The following is a 16,754-nucleotide window of genomic DNA, read 5'->3' as shown; positions in this document are numbered from 1 at the left end:
CTCTCCTTCCGTCCTGCCCCGGGTCAACTGCACGAGCGATTCTTCATGAGCGGAAAAGTATTGGAAGAATGGGCTTCAAAGTCAAGCAAAAATCGGCGGAGATCGTTTCCCTTTTGAAGCGGCGACTCGCAGTAAGATTCCGGTTGCGTTCGACGGGTTAAGGGAGATAATAGGTCTCGGGTTAAAAACGGGATTCGGCATGCTCAGAGAAAAGGGACATCATCAGGAAAGGGACATGGAAGGCGGGAAAGAAAGAGAAGGGGCGCTCCTTTATTCCCCGGACGATCTGCTGATTTTCCGGGAAAGGGTCGAGACGCTGCTGCGGGGCCGGGAAGGAATCCTTGCCCCCGGTGCGGGAATGGCCGCTGCAGGCCTTGCCTTCCTGGAATGTCCCTACGGGGAGCACACCCTGGAAGGAGAGGGTCCGGAGCGGCTTGTCATCAATCTGCGCGAACTGGACTGCATGACCTTCCTGGAAAATGCCCTGGTTCTGGAGCGGCTGGTCCGAACCAGTGCGACGGCCTTTGCGGATTACGCCGCAACCCTTCAAAAGGTCCGCTACAGGAAGGGCACGTTAAACGGCTATGCCTCCCGCCTCCACTATTTTTCCGACTGGCTTAGCGATGCACAGGACAAGGGGTTCGTCCGCACGATGACGGAATCCCTCGGAGGGCAGCCTCTGCTGAAGCCGATCTCCTATATGACCCGGCACCGGGAACTTTTCCCCGCCCTGGCGGACCCTGAGACGTTTCGGCAGATGCGGGAAATCGAGGATCTGATCACGGCCAGGCCGCCCTGTTTCATTCCCCGGGAAAAGCTGCGGTCGGTCGAGGACCGGATCCAGGAGGGCGATCTTCTGGCGATCACGACGCGCATGCCCGGCATGGATGTGGCGCACGTGGGAATCGCCCTGCGGCGGAGAGGCAGGATTCACCTCCTCCACGCCTCACGGCTCGCCGGGAAGGTGCTGATCAGCCCCGAAACGCTTTACGGATACCTCATGAAAAAGAAAGAGCGCACCGGGGTCATGGTGGCGCGGGCTGTCTGAACGACATGCTGCTGTCTCCTGCCCCGGGGCACCTGCAAAACGTCGGTCCATCGGAGGGAAAAAGATTATTCCTGCTTTCCCCGGATCATGGCCAGCAGCATTTTGAAAGGCTTTTCCGCAAAAAGGGCGTGGGGAACGCTGGCGGGCATGATCAGCATCTCCCCGGAAGAAACCTTCTGCGGATTGCCTCCGATGGTAATCCTGGCTTCTCCATCAAGGAGGTAGACCATCGCATCAAAAGGGGCGGTATGCTCACTCAACCCCTGGCCGGCATCGAAGGAAAACAGCGTGACCGTTCCGGCAAGGCTGTTCAGCAGGGTTTTGCTGACTACGGAACTATCGGCGTACTCAATCTCCTTTTCCAGGTTGAAGGGAATCCCCTTCTCTTTCACTTTCGGCTTTTCCATGATCCCTCCTTGCAGGATCTCCTGTTTTTTATTCGGTTTACTCATTCCATCCCTCCCCGGCGGAGGGCCGTTAATACCCGTTTCCCCCACTTTATTACAGGCATAAAAGTGTTCTGCCTTCCTGCACCCGTTTTCCCTGGCGGCTGATCACCACGACTTCCAGGGGGATGCTTTGACCGGCAAGCTCCATCCCCCTCCTGACAATTCGCGGCAGTCCGGAACAACAGGGAACCTCCATGATGGCCACGGTAATGCTCCTCACACCGGAACGGCGGAAGATCCCTGCAAACTTCTCCACGTAGAGATCGACCTCATCAAACTTCGGGCACCCCATCAGGATCACCTTTCCCGGAAGAAGCGCCCCGTGAAGATCGGGAAAGGCGACGGGGACGCAGTCGGCTACGATGAGAAGATCGGCGCCCGAAAGGAAGGAAGCACCCTCCGGAACCAACCGGATCTTGACCGGCCAGGAAGAAAGGGCGGAAGGCCGATCTGCCGCGGAAGGGATTTCCGGGGGGATATTCAGAACCACCTGGGAGGAAGGACATCGGCGGGCCATTTCCACGGCATGAGGATCAAAGGCGTCCGCCTCCCGCTCCACGATCTTCAAAGCGCCTGTGGGACAGTCTCCGATGCAGGCGCCAAGCCCATCGCAGAGGTTGTCGGAAACGACCCTGGCCTTGCCGTTCACCAAGGCCAGGGCGCTTTCCGCACACGCCGACACGCACTGTCCGCAACCGTTGCAGAGATCCTCGTCTATTTCGATGATCTTACGGGTCGTTTTCACACTCCTACTGCCCCTTCATCATGGCCGCAATATCATCCTGCACGGTTCCAGTCGGTTTGATGTCGAATTTGTCCACCAGGACCTTGGCTACGTTTGCTGAAAGGAAAGCCGGCAGTGTAGGTCCGAGGCGAATTCCCTTGACTCCGAGAAACAGCAGGGCCAGTAAAACGGCGGCGGCCTTCTGCTCGTACCAGGCGATATCGTAGGAAACGGGCAATTCGTTGATGTCTTTCAGCCCGAAGGCCTCCTTGAGCTTGAGGGCAATCACCGCGAGCGAATAGGAATCATTGCACTGACCGGCATCGAGCACACGGGGAATTCCTCCGATGTCGCCCAGGGGAAGCTTGTTGTAGCGGTATTTGGCGCAGCCGGCCGTGAGGATCACCGTATCTCCGGGCAGGTTCTCGGCCACTTCGGTGAAGTAACTCCGGGCCTTCTGCCTTCCGTCGCAGCCGGCCATGACCACGAAACGCTTGATCGCTCCGGACTTCACTGCTTCGATCACCTTATCCGCCAATGCCAGGACCTGATGATGGGCGAACCCGCCGACAATCTTTCCGGACTCGATCTCCTGGGGCGGCTTGCATGTTTTCGCCTGTGCAATTGCGGGAGCAAAATCCTTCGCCCCGCCTTCCGGCCGGTCTGAAATATATTTAGCGCCTGGATAGTTGACCATGCCGGTGGTATAGAGCCTTTCCAGATAGGTGTTATCCTTCTTCACGGGAATGAGGCAGTTGGTGGTCAGGATAACGGGGCCGTTGAAGGATTCGAATTCCTCGTTCTGGTGCCACCACGAACCCCCATAGTTCCCCACGAAATGGCTGTATTTCTTGAAGGCCGGATAGTAGTTGGCCGGCAGCATTTCCCCGTGGGTATAGACGTCCACGCCTGTTCCTTCGGTCTGTTTGAGCAGCTCCTCCATGTCTTTCAAGTCATGGCCGGAAATCAGGATTCCAGGATTGTTTCCTACCCCGAGGTTGACCTCCGTAATCTCGGGATTTCCATAAGCGGTCGTATTGGCCTGATCCAGAAGAGCCATGGTCTTTACAGCCGTCTCCCCCGCCTTCATGACCAGGGCGATCATCTCATCCACGGAAAGATTCTTCGTGGTGGACGCCAGGGCCTCCATGATGAACCCGTAGATCTCGTCGCTTTCATGGCCGAGGATCTCCGCGTGCTCGGCATAGGCGGCGATTCCTTTGCATCCGATAATGAGCAGCTCTCGAAGGGACCGCACGTCTTCGTTTTCCGTCGCCGTGATGCGCACTTCAGCGGACTTGGCCTTGTCAAGAATGGCGTCCCTGTCCTCTGCAAACCAGGTCGCGCAATCCGGAATCGAACCGGGCAGGGCGGCTCCCACCTTGCTTTTGACGGTGTCCCGAACCTTGAACCCTTCCTTGATCCGGCCGATGATGGCATCGTCGTCCCATGCCGCATTGGTGATGGTCGTAAAAAGCGCCTTGCAGACAAAACGGCCTGCATTCCTGTCAACCGTGCCCATTTCCTTCAGCTTTTCGCCATAGATGGAAATTCCCTTGCACACGTAAATCAGGAGATCCTGAAGATCCGCAGTCTCCTCCGGTTTGCCGCACACGCCCTTGATGGTGCATCCTTGATTTTTGGCCGTTTCCTGACATTGAAAACAAAACATCTGATTCCTCCTTTCACTATGGTCAACCTGAAATTTGTCTTTCACCAGGGCTCTCTAATTGAATGATCCCCTGAATTCCTGGCGCCATTACCTCACAATCAGCAATTCTTCTCCTTGACTTAGATCAAAGAGAGAATTTTTTATTCTGTGATCGATCCGCACCTGTTTTCTTCCTGGATTGCCGGCGGCCGGGAGCTGCCCGGCCTTTCAGCCTGCCTGAACGGCCTCTCGCTAAACCAGTCCGGCCATTTTTCCGCCGAAATCCTCGCAGGCCTTTACGGCTTCTCCGTCGGGGTTCCATTGAGCGCGAAGCCCGTCATCAACGACCTGGAAACCCGCCTCCTGCAGCCGCTGGTTCAGGATTTTTACCGACTCTCCGCTCCAGCCATAGCAGCCGAAGGCCGCCGCTTTTTTCCCCTTGAATTTCAGGCCGCTGATCTCCTCAAGGATTCCAGCCACAGCCGTTAGAATTCCCCGGTTGATCGTCGGGGAGCCCACAAGGATGCCCTTTGACTTGAAGACTTCCGTAATGACGTCATTCTTGTCCGAGTGGGCCACATTGAAAAGCTTCACGTTGACCTGGGTATCCGCCTGCCTGATCCCGCGGGCAATATGCTCCGCCATGATCCGGGTACCGTTCCACATGGTGTCGTACAGGATCGAAATCTGGTTTTCCTGGTAATCGTCCGCCCACTTGAGGTACTGCTCCACAATCCGGGTGGGCTCCCTGCGCCAGATGACACCGTGACTTGTGCAGATGATATCTACGGGAAGTCCCAGGGCAAGTACCTCCTTGATCTTCCGGGCCACCATGACGCTGAAGGGCGTGAGGATATTGGCGTAATACTTGATGCACTCCATCATGAGTTCATTCTGATCCACCAGGTCATTGAACATGTATTCCGACGCGTAGTGCTGGCCGAAGGCATCGTTGCTGAAGAGGATGTTGTCCCCCGTCAGATAGCAGAACATGGTGTCCGGCCAGTGCAGCATGGGGGCCTCAAGAAAGACCAGTTCCTTGCCTCCCAGGCTCAGCCGGTCCCCCGTCTTGACGGCTTGAAAATTCCAGTTCTGATGATAGAGTCCCTTCAACGATTTGATGCCGTTTGCCGTACAGTAGATCGGCCTGTCGGGAATGCGGCGCATCAGCTCCGGCAGGGCGCCGCTGTGATCGCTCTCCCCATGGTTGGCGATGACGTAGTCGATTTTCTCCAGATCGACAACGCTCTCCAGAGCGGACACGTACTCCCCGGCGAAAGGTCCCCAGACCGTGTCGATCAGGGCCGTCTTTTCCTCTTCTACAAGGTAGGAATTATAGGTAGAACCGCGATGGGTCGAATACTCATCGCCGTGAAATCTCCGCAGTTCCCAATCGATCTTACCCACCCAACGAACATTTCCCTTGACCTTAAACGCCATGATTCCCTCCCGTTCCTGATGAAATGTTTTTGTACCCCCAACGAACCTTTTTCATGTTCTCCTTGATTTACGAAGTCATTGCCCAATATGATGCCATTTTACCCCGACAAAGATCAAGGGCAAGGAAAATTTACAGATTACAAGGGACGGACCATGGACAATGTTTTGAAGATGATCGGGGCGATTCCCCTCTTCCAGGGGCTCATCGAAGAGCAGCTTGGCCAGCTCCGGAACATTGCGCGGAACACATCTTTCAATAAGGGGGAAGTGATCTTTTCCGAAGACGATGAAGGAGAAGGGTTCTACGTGGTGGTCGCCGGGCAGGTCAAAATCTACAAGCTTTCCCAGGAAGGAAAGGAGCAGATTCTCCACATCTACGGGCCGGGAAACTCCTTTGGCGAAGTAGCGGTCTTTGCCGGAAAACACTTTCCCGCCAATGCGAAATCCCTGACGAAAAGCCACCTCCTCTTCTTCCCCCGGAAAGACTTCGTGGACCTGATCGCCGGCAATCCGTCCCTGTGCCTGAACCTTCTGGCCGACCTGTCGCTTCGGTTGAGGCAGTTTACGGTGCAGATTGAAAATCTAACCCTTAAAGAGGTCCCCGGACGGCTGGCCTCCTACCTCCTCTATCTCAGCGTTGAAGAAGGACAGGGGGATCATCTGACGCTTTCCATTTCCAAGGGGCAGCTGGCAAGCCTGCTGGGAACGATTCCCGAAACGCTCTCAAGGATCCTTGCCCGAATGAGCGGCGGCGAACTCATCGACGTGAAGGGAAAGGAGATCATGATCCTGGACCGGGTCGGCCTGCAGGAGCTGGCGGACGCGGGCCGACTGAGTGATCAGCGCCCACCGCCTGAAAGCTGATCCGTCCAGCTTTGCAGAAATTCCGGGGCAACCGAAACTTCCCGATAGATATGCCGGACGAGTTCGGCGTTCAGCTTCCGGAAATCCCGTTCGACCGGAACGACCAGCAATCCTCCCATCTCAACGCTGGCCGGGCTGATCAGGATCCGGTCAGAGCCTTCCCGGTCATAAAGATCCGGGCGATTTTTCCCTCGAGGGAACAGCAGAAGCCGCCATGCTCCTCCTTGATAAGCCGCATGGAGGTTCAGCATCGGTTCCGCCCCGGAAACGTCGGCGGCCTTCATAACCGTCAAGACCTTTTTGACGGCCCCTTCCAGGTCGGTTAAATCGGAACCCTTGATCACCAGCACGGCCCGGCCGAGGCGCTCCACCCGACAGACGGAGGCGGAAACGTGCCTGGCGATTACGGGAACGGGGCGGCCGTCATCAATCTGCGCTTCGATGGGCAGGCTGCCTGCCGGACAGGCCTGAAAGTGCAGATGGTCCGGCGCCGAGGCGCCGCAGAAAGGGCCGTTGTAGAAAACCGCCAGGGAGGGAGCGAGGTCTCGAGCCAGCAGAAGAACGGTATCGATCTGCCCTTCCAGGAATTGAGGGCGATGGATTCGATGGCTGATCACAAAATGTTGAGAAAAGATGGGGAAGGGATTGCAGAGAACGAGAAAATCCCGGCGATAGAGGATTCCCCGCTGCTCTCCGGGAAGGTTGGCCGGGCAGAGAAAACATGGGCGCGCCGCGATGGATGCCGGATCCAGGCGGGCGCCGCTGCTGACGATCCGTTGGGGATTGAACTGAAGAACCACGGAGAAATCTCCGCAGTCGATGGTGCGGAATTGAGACTGGGCAACCGCTTTATACCCGTCGGCAAGCCTCGGCCAGTCGATTTTCTGCCGGTTCAGAAGCTCCTCGCACAGATCCGGAAGTCTTGCGCCTGCCTTCATGTCTTCAGGATTGAATTCCGCGAAAATCCTGGAGTCCGACGACATATTCCGTTCCATGGCTTCCTCATCTCCGATCTTTTTTCCCTGCAACCGAAAGGGGCGTCACGGGAGTTCCCGGTTCCTTCGCTGCCGGGCCAGAATTTCCAGGGTCCGGATTCGATCCTTGAAGAGGTCGTTTCGGTTGACCTTCTCAATGGGCAGGGCGGAATCGGTATTGTCCGTCCAGCGGCGGCAGAGATACAGACTTTCGTAAATTCTTCCGATCGAATACTGCCGGGAAAGGCGCAGGGCCAAGGCGTAATCCTCTCCGTATCCAACATTGAGGAAGGGGATCTTTCGGAGCAGCTCCGTACAAAAGGCCCGCGGCGCACCGAGACCGTTGATCCGCAGGGCGTTGTTGCGGCCGTTTTCCCATGTCCATTCCCGATGGTCGATCTTGCCGGGAGGAATTTCCTCAAGTCGTTCATTGACCAGAGTGTAAGCTCCTATGACCATGGCATGGCGACCGGTCCGCAGGAGGTCCACCATCTGCTGCAGGGCATCGGGACGGCTGTAAAGGTCGTCTGAATCGAGCTGGACGGCATAGCGTCCGCACGCAGGATCTCCTATGGCGGCGTTCCAGCAGCCGCCGATGTCCAGATCGAGCCGTTCCGGAAGGCGATGCTTCAGCCCGGGACAATCCTTTGCCCGCTCGGCCAGAAGTTCGCTGGTCCCGTCGGAAGAAAAGTTGTCCATAACAATGACATTAAAAGGAAAATCCGTTTTCTGGGAAAGGGCGCTGTTCACGGCTTCGAGAATGGTCCTCTTCCTGTTGCGCACGGGGATGACGACGCTGGCTTCCACAGGAAAATCCTGAAGGCTCGGGGGTGGCATTTCGAATTCAGGAGCGAGATAAGCACCGAGACCCTTCAGATGGGCCGTCGCCACAGATTCCAATTCCCGCTGTATCTCCTGCTGATCGGCTCGAACGTAATCGAAGAGTTTTTCACCGCTGCTGCGGTCATCGATTTCCGCACGGGTACAGAGAAATTCCTGAAGGTGGAAGAAAGCGGAGTTGAGGGACAGTTTCAACCGAAGGTCGTAGAGCCCTGCCGTATTCAGAGAGGAAATCGCCCCCCGGGAATTCAGGGCCTGGGAAATCGCCGGGACGGAAAAGAGCATCAGTGGGCCGAAATCAAAGGTGTCCCGGATGCTACCCAACTGATAATCCAACAGAGGGTGATCCACCATATGCCCGTCTTTCCTCCGTTCCCGGAAATCCGCATACACCAGACCAGCCCCGGTCAGTCCGCCGACCTCCAGCAGGCGCTCCAGGGACGACGGGGGTATGTCCAAACCCAGGGCATCTGGGATCACAAGAAGCCAGGGGGTATCGATCCTGCTGAGCAGGGAATTCAGGGCATCGCCGGAGTTGAGGTCTTCCCGCGGAGCAGTCCGGCACTTTGGGAAAGCCAATTGCCGACCCGAAGATCGGGAAGAGATCCAGATGGTCTCGACAAGAGGGGACTCGACCAAAAGACGCAGCACCGGTTCGTCCGCATCCCGGATGTCCGGCATTTGAAGAAGAACAGTCAAAACAGCCACCAGGCAATACTCCTCGAGAGAAAAGTCATGATAAAGCATCTGGACAGCGGTTATCCAGAACTCTCAACCTGCGCTTATATCTCATCAGACAGTCTTCAGCAAGACAGGATTCTTCTTCCTCTCTCTTCTTTACCTCTCATGAATTCCGTCGATCACCGAATCTTTTTCATCATAATGCCATGATATCTTGCTAGTTTTTTAGAATTGGTGTATCAAGTGCCATCGATTTCTTCCACTGCTCTTAAAAGAGCGCTATTCCAGGCAGGAGACAGGCTAACCATGGACAATCGATTCTTCGAACAGCCTATTCTCAACTCCCCCTATGCATACCCTTCCCGGCACTGGGAACTTGATGATCAGGGCCAGCCGACCCAGCAGATTATCGAGAGACGCCGGAAGGCGGAATACATCACTCCCATCCCCAAACCCCGGAAACGCAAGGCCGCCGCAGCCCAAGCGGATCTCGTCTTCGACGAAGGCAAAGGACTCTCCACCCAGGACCAGCAGTATGACCCCACGCCGATCATCAATCTCCTCCGAAGCCGCGTGGACGAGTGGTGCAGCCTGCCGAACCCGAACGACTGGCAGGTGACGCCTGAAACCGCCCGTCTGCTCAAGCATTGGCGACATCATCCCTTCAGCAACATCCGCCCTTTTTTCTGCCAGGTGGAGGCAGTCGAGACGGCCATCTGGCTGACGGAGGTCGCCCCCACCGCCGGAAAGGCCGGAAAAAGATTTCTGGATCATCTGGCCGACGCCAATCACAGCGCCAATCCGGACCTGATGCGCCTGGCCCTGAAGCTGGCCACGGGTACGGGCAAGACCGCCGTCATGGCCATGCTGATCGCCTGGCAGACGATCAATGCCGTCCGCCGCCCCAACAGCCGGAAGTTTACCCGCGCCTTTCTGGTTGTCACGCCTGGCCTGACGATCCGCGATCGGCTCCGCGTCCTCCGGCCGAACGATCCGGACAGCTATTACCAGAGCCGCGAACTTGTTCCGGCCGATATGCTGGCCGATCTGGAACGGGCCAAGATTGTGATCACGAACTTCCACGCCTTCAAGCTCCGTGAACGGGTGGAACTCTCGAAAGGCGGCCGCCTGCTCCTCCAGGGGCGGCAGGGCGCGGCACTGGACACGCTGGAAACGGAAGGCCAGATGATTCAGCGGGTCATGCCCGATCTGATGGGAATGAAGAACATCCTCGTCTTCAACGACGAGGCCCATCACTGCTATCGCGCCAAACCCGAAAATGCGGAAGGGGCGGACCTGATCCATACGGGGGATCTTCGCCGCTCCACGCTGCTGTTCCATGTCACCAAGCACCTGCTTTACACCAAGTCCCGCGATCCCGGCGAGGAGCCGAAACTGCATCTCTTCGGCCAGTTGAAGCGGATCACCAAAGATTGGCTGGACAACTGCCTGGTCTGCAAGGGAGGCACTTATCCCGCCCAGTTGCTTTACCCAGGAACTGGCCGACATGGCCTGTGAGCACATCACCGCCGGGAGGACGCCAAAATAAAGAAATCGACCATGGAACCCTACTGGGTGCCCGGCGTCAACCACTCCGGCCGGTATAGCCGGTGGGCCTTCGCCGAATTTTCCGACGTCTATCGGATGGAGACCGACTTCGAGGCCAAGGTCGAGGCCGAGTTCAACCGGATGATCGAAGGCGTAACACATGGGAAAGGGTGAAATGAAGCGTGACGACCTGCTTGCCGGCATAGCCCTGGGAGAAGACAGCTCCCGTCAGTTCAAGGTCACGGTGAAGAATGTCGATTCCCTGGCCTCGGAGATGGCGGCCTTTGCCAATTCGGAAGGCGGGACGATTCTCATCGGCGTGGCAGACGACGGTTCCACGCCCGGTCTGTCGCGTGAGGATATCGTTCGGATCAACCAGCTCATCAGCAATGCGGCCAGCCAGCATGTGCGAAGCCCGCTTACCGTTCAGACGGAAAACATCCAGCTTCCCAATGGGCGACTCATCATTGCGTTAACCGTCCCCAACGGAGTCGACAAACCCTACTTTGATAAAAACGGCGTCATCTGGCTGAAAAACGGCGCCAATAAACGGCGGATCAATTCCAAGGAAGAATTGCGCCGACTCTTCCAGCTCTCCGACCAATGCCATGCCGACGAGCTGCCCACCAAAGCAGGAATAGAGAAAATCGATAAGCTGCGCTTTCGCGACTTTCTGCGCGATTTCTACAAGCTGGACTATCCGGACTCGCCTGCCGAAAGGCTGCGGCTCCTGCAGAACATGAATCTCGCCACCGAGGGAGGCATGCTGAATCTGGCCGGGGTACTCCTCTTTGCCGAACGTCCGGAGTGGATCAAGCCCCAGTTTGTCGTGAAGGCGATCCGTTATCCGGGAAACGAGATCCACGTCAGCGACTACGTCGATACGGAGGATTTTTCCGGCCCCCTGCGCAAGGTGTTCGAGAATTCCCTGGCCTTTGTCATGCGCAACCTGCACAAGGTACAGGGCGGCCGCGGCGTCAATGCCCCGGGACTGCCGGAGATCCCGGAGGCGGTTTTCGAGGAGTTGCTGGTCAACGCCCTGATCCACCGGGACTATCTGGTCAGCGCCACCATTCGCCTTTTCATCTTCGACAACCGCATCGAGATCATCAGCCCCGGTCACCTGCCCAACAACCTTACGGTGGAGAAGATCCGGACAGGGATGTCCAATATCCGCAACCCAATCCTGGTTTCGTTTGTGGCCAAGGGGCTTTTGCCCTATCACGGACTCGGCTCGGGGATCAAACGGGCGCTGGAAGAATGGCCGGATATCGACTTTACCGACGATCGGGAAGGCTGCCTGTTCACCGCCACGGTTCACCGGAAAGCGGTGGCGGGTTCGGAAGAACTCACCGGTCCACCGAAAAGTTCGGGGAAAAGTTCGGGGAAAACAGAGGAACAAATCCTCATCTCTCTTTCAGAAAGGCCAAAAATGACCATTCCGGAACTGGCCGAAGCTCTTGGCATGACGACGAGGGGAGTGGAAAAACAGATTTCGAAGTTACGCCAGGATGGCCTCCTCCGCCGCGTCGGGCCGGCCAAGGGCGGACATTGGGAAGTTATTGAAAAGAGTGAAGGATAAGCACATGGCCAAGAAGGAAAGTGTAAAATCCATCGAATCTATTACCCACGAGGCGGCCCGGCGGAAGAACAGCCCCACCGCCGAATACCAGTCAGTGATGCAAAAGGAGGAATAGAGACCCGTCCGCGTTGCCTATGAGCGCGGCTCCTCCGGACTGGAGCGGGTAAAGGACGGCCGCGACCTCGACCCGCAACTGGTGTGGCGCAGAAAAGGTAGGTCTGGTCCGACTTCGTTGTCCTTGCTTTGATAAAGCAAGTGTTGTTCAAGGGGACAATTTAACTTATTTGTAATTATTCCAACGATTATATGATGTTGACCAATTGAGGTTCTTAAATGAAGTTTTGGGTTGGGGTCACTGATAACAAATGGTATCAATTCCTTTCACAAGCACGTCCGGATGAGGTGAATTTTTGGCAACCAAGCGGTATGCCACCCTTCAAAGGTGCACCATCGGTCTCCCTTTTCTGTTCAAACTCAAACGGCCTCACAACCATATTGCTGGTGGGGGATTTTTTGTTACTTACAGCTCACTACCCCTGAGCTTGGCTTGGGATGTGTTTGGACAGAAGAACGGGTGTCTCTCGCTTGACGAACTTCGCGCACTAATCGCTCCATTGGCTTCTAGTAGACGAAGAGATGATCCAATTGGATGCACTGTTTTGGCAAATCCTTTTTTCATTGAACCAGGTGGATGGATTACAGACCTCCCCGATTGGTCGTCAAATATTGTGCGTGGGAAAATGTATGATACGACCGAAAACGCCGGTGCAACGATATGGCGCAAAGTTCAGCAACACATTTCATTATATCCCTTTGAATCAAGTAAAATCAATACGGTGACTCTGGTTGCAGAGCAGGGTGCAAAATATGGTTCTACGGTTGAAATCAGACCAAGACTCGGACAGTCTTCTTTCCGGGTTTTAGTCACGGATGCCTACCAGCGACGCTGTGCCATTACAGGCGAGAGAACATTAATGGTTTTGGAGGCGGCACACATCGTTCCCTATTCGGAAGAAGGCACACATGACGTCCGTAATGGGCTCCTGCTCCGTGCTGACTTTCATCGGCTTTTTGATGCAGGCCTGGTCAGTGTTACACCAGATCTTCGAGTCAGAGTCAGCCCAAGGATCCGAGAGGAATGGTTTAATGGCAAAGTCTACTATCGTCTCGATAACAGCCCCCTAACCATCGTACCGACACATCCATCGATGCGTCCCGATCCGGATCGCCTAGATTGGCATTATCGGAATAGATTTCAGTCATAATAGAAAGGATGATTCATGATTTCAGCAACACTTCTGGACGCATTGATTACATTTCGCCGAGAAAGAGATTGGGAACAATTTCATACCACCCGCAATCTTAGCTCGGCTTTGTGCGTTGAAGCCGCCGAATTGCTTGATATTTTCCGATGGTCTCGTGATTCCGAAATTGCAAACATCGTTGAGCAGCAAAAAGCTGAAGTCGAGAGCGAAATAGCCGATGTGGCCATATTGCTTATGTATCTGTGTCACGACCTTAACATTTGCGTTGAGGAAGCGGTTCGAAAAAAGCTTGAAATGAATCGGGAGAAATATCCTGTCAAGACTTCAAAAGGGATTTCGACTAAATATAACCGGTTGAAATAAGGGTGGTGATTTTCTCCCCTGCACTTGGCATCTTTATGGCCCAAGTCAATCAAGGATGTCCCTGTTCTGCTCACCACCTTCTCCGAAACCCTGGCTCATGCCCTGAAAACGAAATTGAGGCGTCTGATCCACCACGAACCGCGCCTCGGCGAGCGTCTGGAGATCCATGCCCTGAACGAAATCGGCTTGCGGCTCCACGAGTTGAACATCGGACACCCGCAGATTGCCTCACGGGAAAAGATCCGTCAGTTTCTCGAAGAAGCCGCCGGCGCAGTCGGGGGGCACAAATTTACACGCCATTTTCTGATGATGGAGTGGGAGGACGTGGTTGATGCCTGGCAGCTGGATTCCTGGGAGGCTTACCGCGACGCCCGTCGTCTGGGCCGGAAAACGCGTCTGCCGGAGAAGCAGCGCGCCGTCCTCTGGTCGATTTTCGAAGGAGTGCAATCGTCCCTGAAGAGCGGAAATCTGGTCACGATGGCCGGCATGTTCAACCGTGTCGCCGCCCATTTTGGACACGGTCGGAAACCGCCCTTCGACTTTGTCGTGGTCGATGAGGCTCAGGATATGGGCATCCAACCATTGCGGTTTATCGCCGCCCTCGGAACTGGACGGCCAAACAGCCTTTTCTTCGCCGGCGACCTGGGCCAGCGAATCTTCCAGCAACCCTTTTCCTGGAAGGCGCTGGGCGTCGATATCCGGGGGCGGTCCCGGACCCTGCGGATCAACTACCGGACGTCACACCAGATCCGCATGCAGGCTGACCGCCTCCTTGGACCCGAGTTATCCGACGTGGACGGGAACACGGAAGAGCGGCGCGGTATCGTTTCCGTCTTCAACGGGCCGAAACCGGCCATCACGATCTTCGACAGCCAGGAGGACGAAATCAAAGGGGTCGGGGGATGGATGATCGAGCGGATCGGTGAGGGGATGGCGCCTCATGAAATCGGCGTTTTTGTTCGTTCGGCTGCGGAGTTGGATCGGGGCCGTCGGGCTGTCGAAACGGCTGGGCTGCCATTCAAGATTCTTGATGACAAAGTCGAAACGACGGGTGGCTATGTCTCGATCAGTACGATGCACCTGGCGAAGGGCCTGGAATTCAGGGCCGTTGCCGTGATGGCCTGTGATGACGAAATCGTTCCCCTCCAGGAACGGATTGAGGCAGTGGCCGATGACACGGATCTGGAAGAGGTCTACAACACGGAGCGGCACCTGCTCTATGTCGCCTGCACCCGCGCCCGGGATCATCTCCTCGTGACGAGCGTTGCTCCAGCGTCGGAATTCCTTGATGATCTGAGGATGTGAGTTTTTTGTTGTTTTTGAATTGGGATACCTTGCAGCCGGTTACCCGGGCGGCGCCATTGGCGATATTGGGATTGCAGGGCAAACGGTCGATGCTCTCTCCTTTGTTGTAGGCCGTTATTCTTTTCAGGGAGGTCATTTGATCCTCAGCCATTGATGAAACCCTCCGCCAACTTCCTGGCCAGTTATGCCGCCTCCGAGGTGATCCATCCTTTTTTCGACCAGGATGTATAAAGTTCTCGAATTCATAAAGAGGACATCAAAAAAAGGATTTTCAAAAAATTTGACAATCTCCAAAGAACTTGCTACGTATTACTAAAATTATTATAGTAGCACCAAGACATGTAAAGAAGACTTAAATCATAGGGCAAATGCTGGAGAATTCTCTTGTTGAAACTCAATATATGGCTGCTGGGGCAAAGGAAAAGAAACGTACTCTTGCAGAAATCATAACTGCAGTTTTTTTGATCGACTGGTAGCACTTTTTTCCAGGTCACAACCTTGATAATCACGGACAAGAGAAATGTCTTATGAATGAGCTTCTGCAGGCTTTTTTGCGAATGTCGAATAAATTCTTTCCCCTCTATCTTTTGATCTCACTAACGTACCTGACCGGATTGACGCCAATCGCTTCTGCCGCAATTCCTCTGGTCACCGATGATACGGGCACCCAGGGCAAGGGGAAGTTCCAGCTGGAAGTTCTCGGAGAATACGGTTATGACAAGGACGACGGAGCCAAAGAGAATACGGAGGATTTCACGGCATCCTTCACCTATGGAATTTTCGATCCTGTTGATATTGTGCTTTCCGTTCCTTATGAGTTTGGGAGAGAAAAAGAAGGCGGGTGTACAGAAAAAGAGCAGGGACTCGCCGATCTTTCCCTGGAATTGAAGTGGCGATTTTTCGATAGGGAGGGCTTCAGCCTGGCCCTGAAGCCCGGTTTGACCCTTCCCACCGGTGATGAGGAAAAAGGACTGGGTCCGGGGAGAGCAAACGGTTATCTTTTTCTTCTCACTTCCAGAGAGGCAGCTCCTTGGGCCTTCCATTTGAATCTGGCCTACATCCGGAACGAAAACAAGACGGATGAGAGGAAGAATTTATGGCACGTTTCGCTGGCATCAAGTTATGACATTTTCAAATATTTAAAATTCGTTGGCGATCTAGGTATGGAGAAAAATCCCTACCGCTGTTCCTCCGTCGATCCGGCCTATATCCTCGGTGGCTTCATCTATTCGCCTCGCGAGAATGTTGATATCGGTCTGGGGATCAAAGGCGGCCTGACGGATGCTGAAACGGATATCTCCGTCCGTGGCGGCGTCACCTGGAGGTTTTAAATTGCATATTCCTGACGGATATTTGAGCCCACAGACCTATGTTCCCCTCTGGGGCGTGTCCCTTGCCTTCTGGTCCGTTTCTTTGAAAAAAGTCAAGAAGGAAGTATCGACGAAACAGGTTCCTTACCTGGCCATGGCGGCGGCCTTTTCCTTTCTGATCATGATGTTCAATGTCCCCGTTCCGGGAGGGACCACGGGACATGCCGTGGGAGCCGGGATTATCGCCCTTTTTCTTGGCCCCTGGACGGCGGTGATCGCCGTTTCCGTCGTCCTCATTCTCCAGGCAATTGTCTTCGGCGATGGCGGCATCACGGCCATCGGAGCGAACTGCTTCAACATGGCGGTGATCATGCCCTTTGTTTCCTACGGGATGTTCAAACTGATCAACGGCAAAACAGGCTCCGGGACCCGCACGTCCCTGGCTGCCTTTTTTTCCGGTTACGTGGGGCTTTCGGTGGCCGCAATCGTTACGGCCGTAGAATTCGGCATTCAACCGCTTATCGCTTCCAGCCCGGATGGCAGGCCTCTTTATGCCCCGTACCCATTATCCATTGCCGTTCCGGCGATGGCGCTTGAACATCTGCTTTTGTTCAGTATCATCGAAGGGGTTGTCACGGTGCTGCTCCTTCGATATTTCCTGAAGAATGAACCGGCCCAGATTTACGCCCTGCGTGTAAAGGAGGGTTGAC

The 16,754-nt window shown here is 55.2% G+C and carries 14 protein-coding genes and 2 pseudogenes; 10 read left to right on the top strand and 6 right to left on the bottom strand.

Features of this window, described 5'->3' with window-relative positions; translation table 11 throughout:
- Window positions 1-235 precede the first annotated feature (235 nt).
- Entirely contained in the window at window positions 236-1,048 is an 813-nt protein-coding gene (locus ACJ77P_RS03930; protein ID WP_367359573.1) for an N-acetylmuramoyl-L-alanine amidase-like domain-containing protein, read from the top strand.
- A gap of 65 nt (window positions 1,049-1,113) precedes the next feature.
- On the opposite strand, the gene ACJ77P_RS03925 is transcribed toward ACJ77P_RS03930, so the two are convergent.
- From ACJ77P_RS03925 to ACJ77P_RS03910, 4 genes are all read right to left on the bottom strand, one after another.
- Window positions 1,114-1,455, bottom strand: a complete 342-nt coding sequence (locus tag ACJ77P_RS03925) for a cupin domain-containing protein (RefSeq protein WP_408999031.1) — start codon at window positions 1,453-1,455, stop codon at window positions 1,114-1,116.
- A gap of 94 nt (window positions 1,456-1,549) precedes the next feature.
- Entirely contained in the window at window positions 1,550-2,242 is a 693-nt protein-coding gene (locus tag ACJ77P_RS03920; protein ID WP_367359574.1) for an ATP-binding protein, read from the bottom strand.
- A gap of 4 nt (window positions 2,243-2,246) precedes the next feature.
- Window positions 2,247-3,893: a hydroxylamine reductase gene (gene hcp / locus ACJ77P_RS03915; protein ID WP_408999030.1), complete on the bottom strand. Its 1,647-nt coding sequence runs from the start codon at window positions 3,891-3,893 to the stop codon at window positions 2,247-2,249.
- A gap of 231 nt (window positions 3,894-4,124) precedes the next feature.
- A complete protein-coding gene (locus ACJ77P_RS03910) occupies window positions 4,125-5,312 on the bottom strand; it encodes an anaerobic nitric oxide reductase flavorubredoxin (protein ID WP_408999029.1) in 1,188 nt (395 codons plus the stop codon).
- 153 nt (window positions 5,313-5,465) lie between these two features.
- Here ACJ77P_RS03910 and ACJ77P_RS03905 point away from each other — a divergent pair, with 153 nt between their 5' ends.
- A complete protein-coding gene (locus tag ACJ77P_RS03905; protein WP_367359577.1) occupies window positions 5,466-6,176 on the top strand; it encodes a Crp/Fnr family transcriptional regulator in 711 nt (236 codons plus the stop codon).
- Here the strand turns inward: ACJ77P_RS03905 and ACJ77P_RS03900 are convergent.
- Both ACJ77P_RS03900 and ACJ77P_RS03895 read right to left on the bottom strand, forming a co-directional pair.
- On the bottom strand, window positions 6,152-7,171 hold the full coding sequence (locus tag ACJ77P_RS03900) for a DUF4922 domain-containing protein (protein WP_408999028.1): 1,020 nt from the start codon (window positions 7,169-7,171) through the stop codon (window positions 6,152-6,154). The genes ACJ77P_RS03905 and ACJ77P_RS03900 overlap by 25 nt on opposite strands.
- A 45-nt stretch (window positions 7,172-7,216) precedes the next feature.
- Window positions 7,217-8,698, bottom strand: a complete 1,482-nt coding sequence (locus ACJ77P_RS03895; RefSeq protein ID WP_408999027.1) for a glycosyltransferase family 2 protein — start codon at window positions 8,696-8,698, stop codon at window positions 7,217-7,219.
- 279 nt (window positions 8,699-8,977) lie between these two features.
- Between ACJ77P_RS03895 and ACJ77P_RS03890 the strand changes: the two are divergent.
- The 8 genes and pseudogenes from ACJ77P_RS03890 to cbiM all read left to right on the top strand — a co-directional run.
- A pseudogene (locus ACJ77P_RS03890) lies at window positions 8,978-9,970 on the top strand (DEAD/DEAH box helicase family protein); the annotation flags it as partial.
- Between the two features lie 261 nt (window positions 9,971-10,231).
- Window positions 10,232-10,393 (top strand): hypothetical protein, encoded by a 162-nt coding sequence (locus tag ACJ77P_RS03885; protein ID WP_408999026.1) that lies wholly within the window; start codon window positions 10,232-10,234, stop codon window positions 10,391-10,393.
- On the top strand, window positions 10,380-11,801 hold the full coding sequence (locus ACJ77P_RS03880) for an RNA-binding domain-containing protein (protein WP_408999025.1): 1,422 nt from the start codon (window positions 10,380-10,382) through the stop codon (window positions 11,799-11,801). Before ACJ77P_RS03885 ends, ACJ77P_RS03880 begins: the two co-directional genes overlap by 14 nt.
- Before the next feature lie 410 nt (window positions 11,802-12,211).
- Entirely contained in the window at window positions 12,212-13,066 is an 855-nt protein-coding gene (locus tag ACJ77P_RS03875; protein WP_408999024.1) for an HNH endonuclease, read from the top strand.
- A gap of 15 nt (window positions 13,067-13,081) precedes the next feature.
- Window positions 13,082-13,429, top strand: coding sequence for a nucleotide pyrophosphohydrolase (locus tag ACJ77P_RS03870; protein ID WP_408999023.1), 348 nt, complete (start codon window positions 13,082-13,084; stop codon window positions 13,427-13,429).
- An 18-nt stretch (window positions 13,430-13,447) separates the two neighbouring features.
- A pseudogene (locus ACJ77P_RS03865) lies at window positions 13,448-14,734 on the top strand (3'-5' exonuclease); the annotation flags it as partial.
- Window positions 14,735-15,261: 527 nt separating this feature from the next.
- A complete protein-coding gene (locus ACJ77P_RS03860; protein ID WP_408999022.1) occupies window positions 15,262-16,065 on the top strand; it encodes a transporter in 804 nt (267 codons plus the stop codon).
- 1 nt (window position 16,066) lies between these two features.
- A complete protein-coding gene (gene cbiM, locus ACJ77P_RS03855; protein WP_367359585.1) occupies window positions 16,067-16,753 on the top strand; it encodes a cobalt transporter CbiM in 687 nt (228 codons plus the stop codon).
- Window position 16,754 lies beyond the last annotated feature (1 nt).

Source organism: Syntrophus buswellii (assembly GCF_046097065.1).
Classification (GTDB): Bacteria; Desulfobacterota; Syntrophia; order Syntrophales; family Syntrophaceae; genus Syntrophus; species Syntrophus buswellii.
This window is presented reverse-complemented; position numbering and strand designations above follow the sequence as displayed.

Coding starts and splice junctions, on each gene's coding strand:
- ACJ77P_RS03910 (WP_408999029.1), bottom strand. CDS start 5,312: ATGGCGTTTAAGGTCAAGGGAAATGTTCGTTGGGTGGGTAAGATCGAT.
- hcp (WP_408999030.1), bottom strand. CDS start 3,893: ATGTTTTGTTTTCAATGTCAGGAAACGGCCAAAAATCAAGGATGCACC.
- ACJ77P_RS03905 (WP_367359577.1), top strand. CDS start 5,466: ATGGACAATGTTTTGAAGATGATCGGGGCGATTCCCCTCTTCCAGGGG.
- ACJ77P_RS03885 (WP_408999026.1), top strand. CDS start 10,232: ATGGAACCCTACTGGGTGCCCGGCGTCAACCACTCCGGCCGGTATAGC.
- ACJ77P_RS03930 (WP_367359573.1), top strand. CDS start 236: ATGGAAGGCGGGAAAGAAAGAGAAGGGGCGCTCCTTTATTCCCCGGAC.
- ACJ77P_RS03925 (WP_408999031.1), bottom strand. CDS start 1,455: ATGGAAAAGCCGAAAGTGAAAGAGAAGGGGATTCCCTTCAACCTGGAA.
- ACJ77P_RS03880 (WP_408999025.1), top strand. CDS start 10,380: ATGGGAAAGGGTGAAATGAAGCGTGACGACCTGCTTGCCGGCATAGCC.
- ACJ77P_RS03900 (WP_408999028.1), bottom strand. CDS start 7,171: ATGGAACGGAATATGTCGTCGGACTCCAGGATTTTCGCGGAATTCAAT.
- ACJ77P_RS03860 (WP_408999022.1), top strand. CDS start 15,262: ATGAATGAGCTTCTGCAGGCTTTTTTGCGAATGTCGAATAAATTCTTT.
- ACJ77P_RS03870 (WP_408999023.1), top strand. CDS start 13,082: ATGATTTCAGCAACACTTCTGGACGCATTGATTACATTTCGCCGAGAA.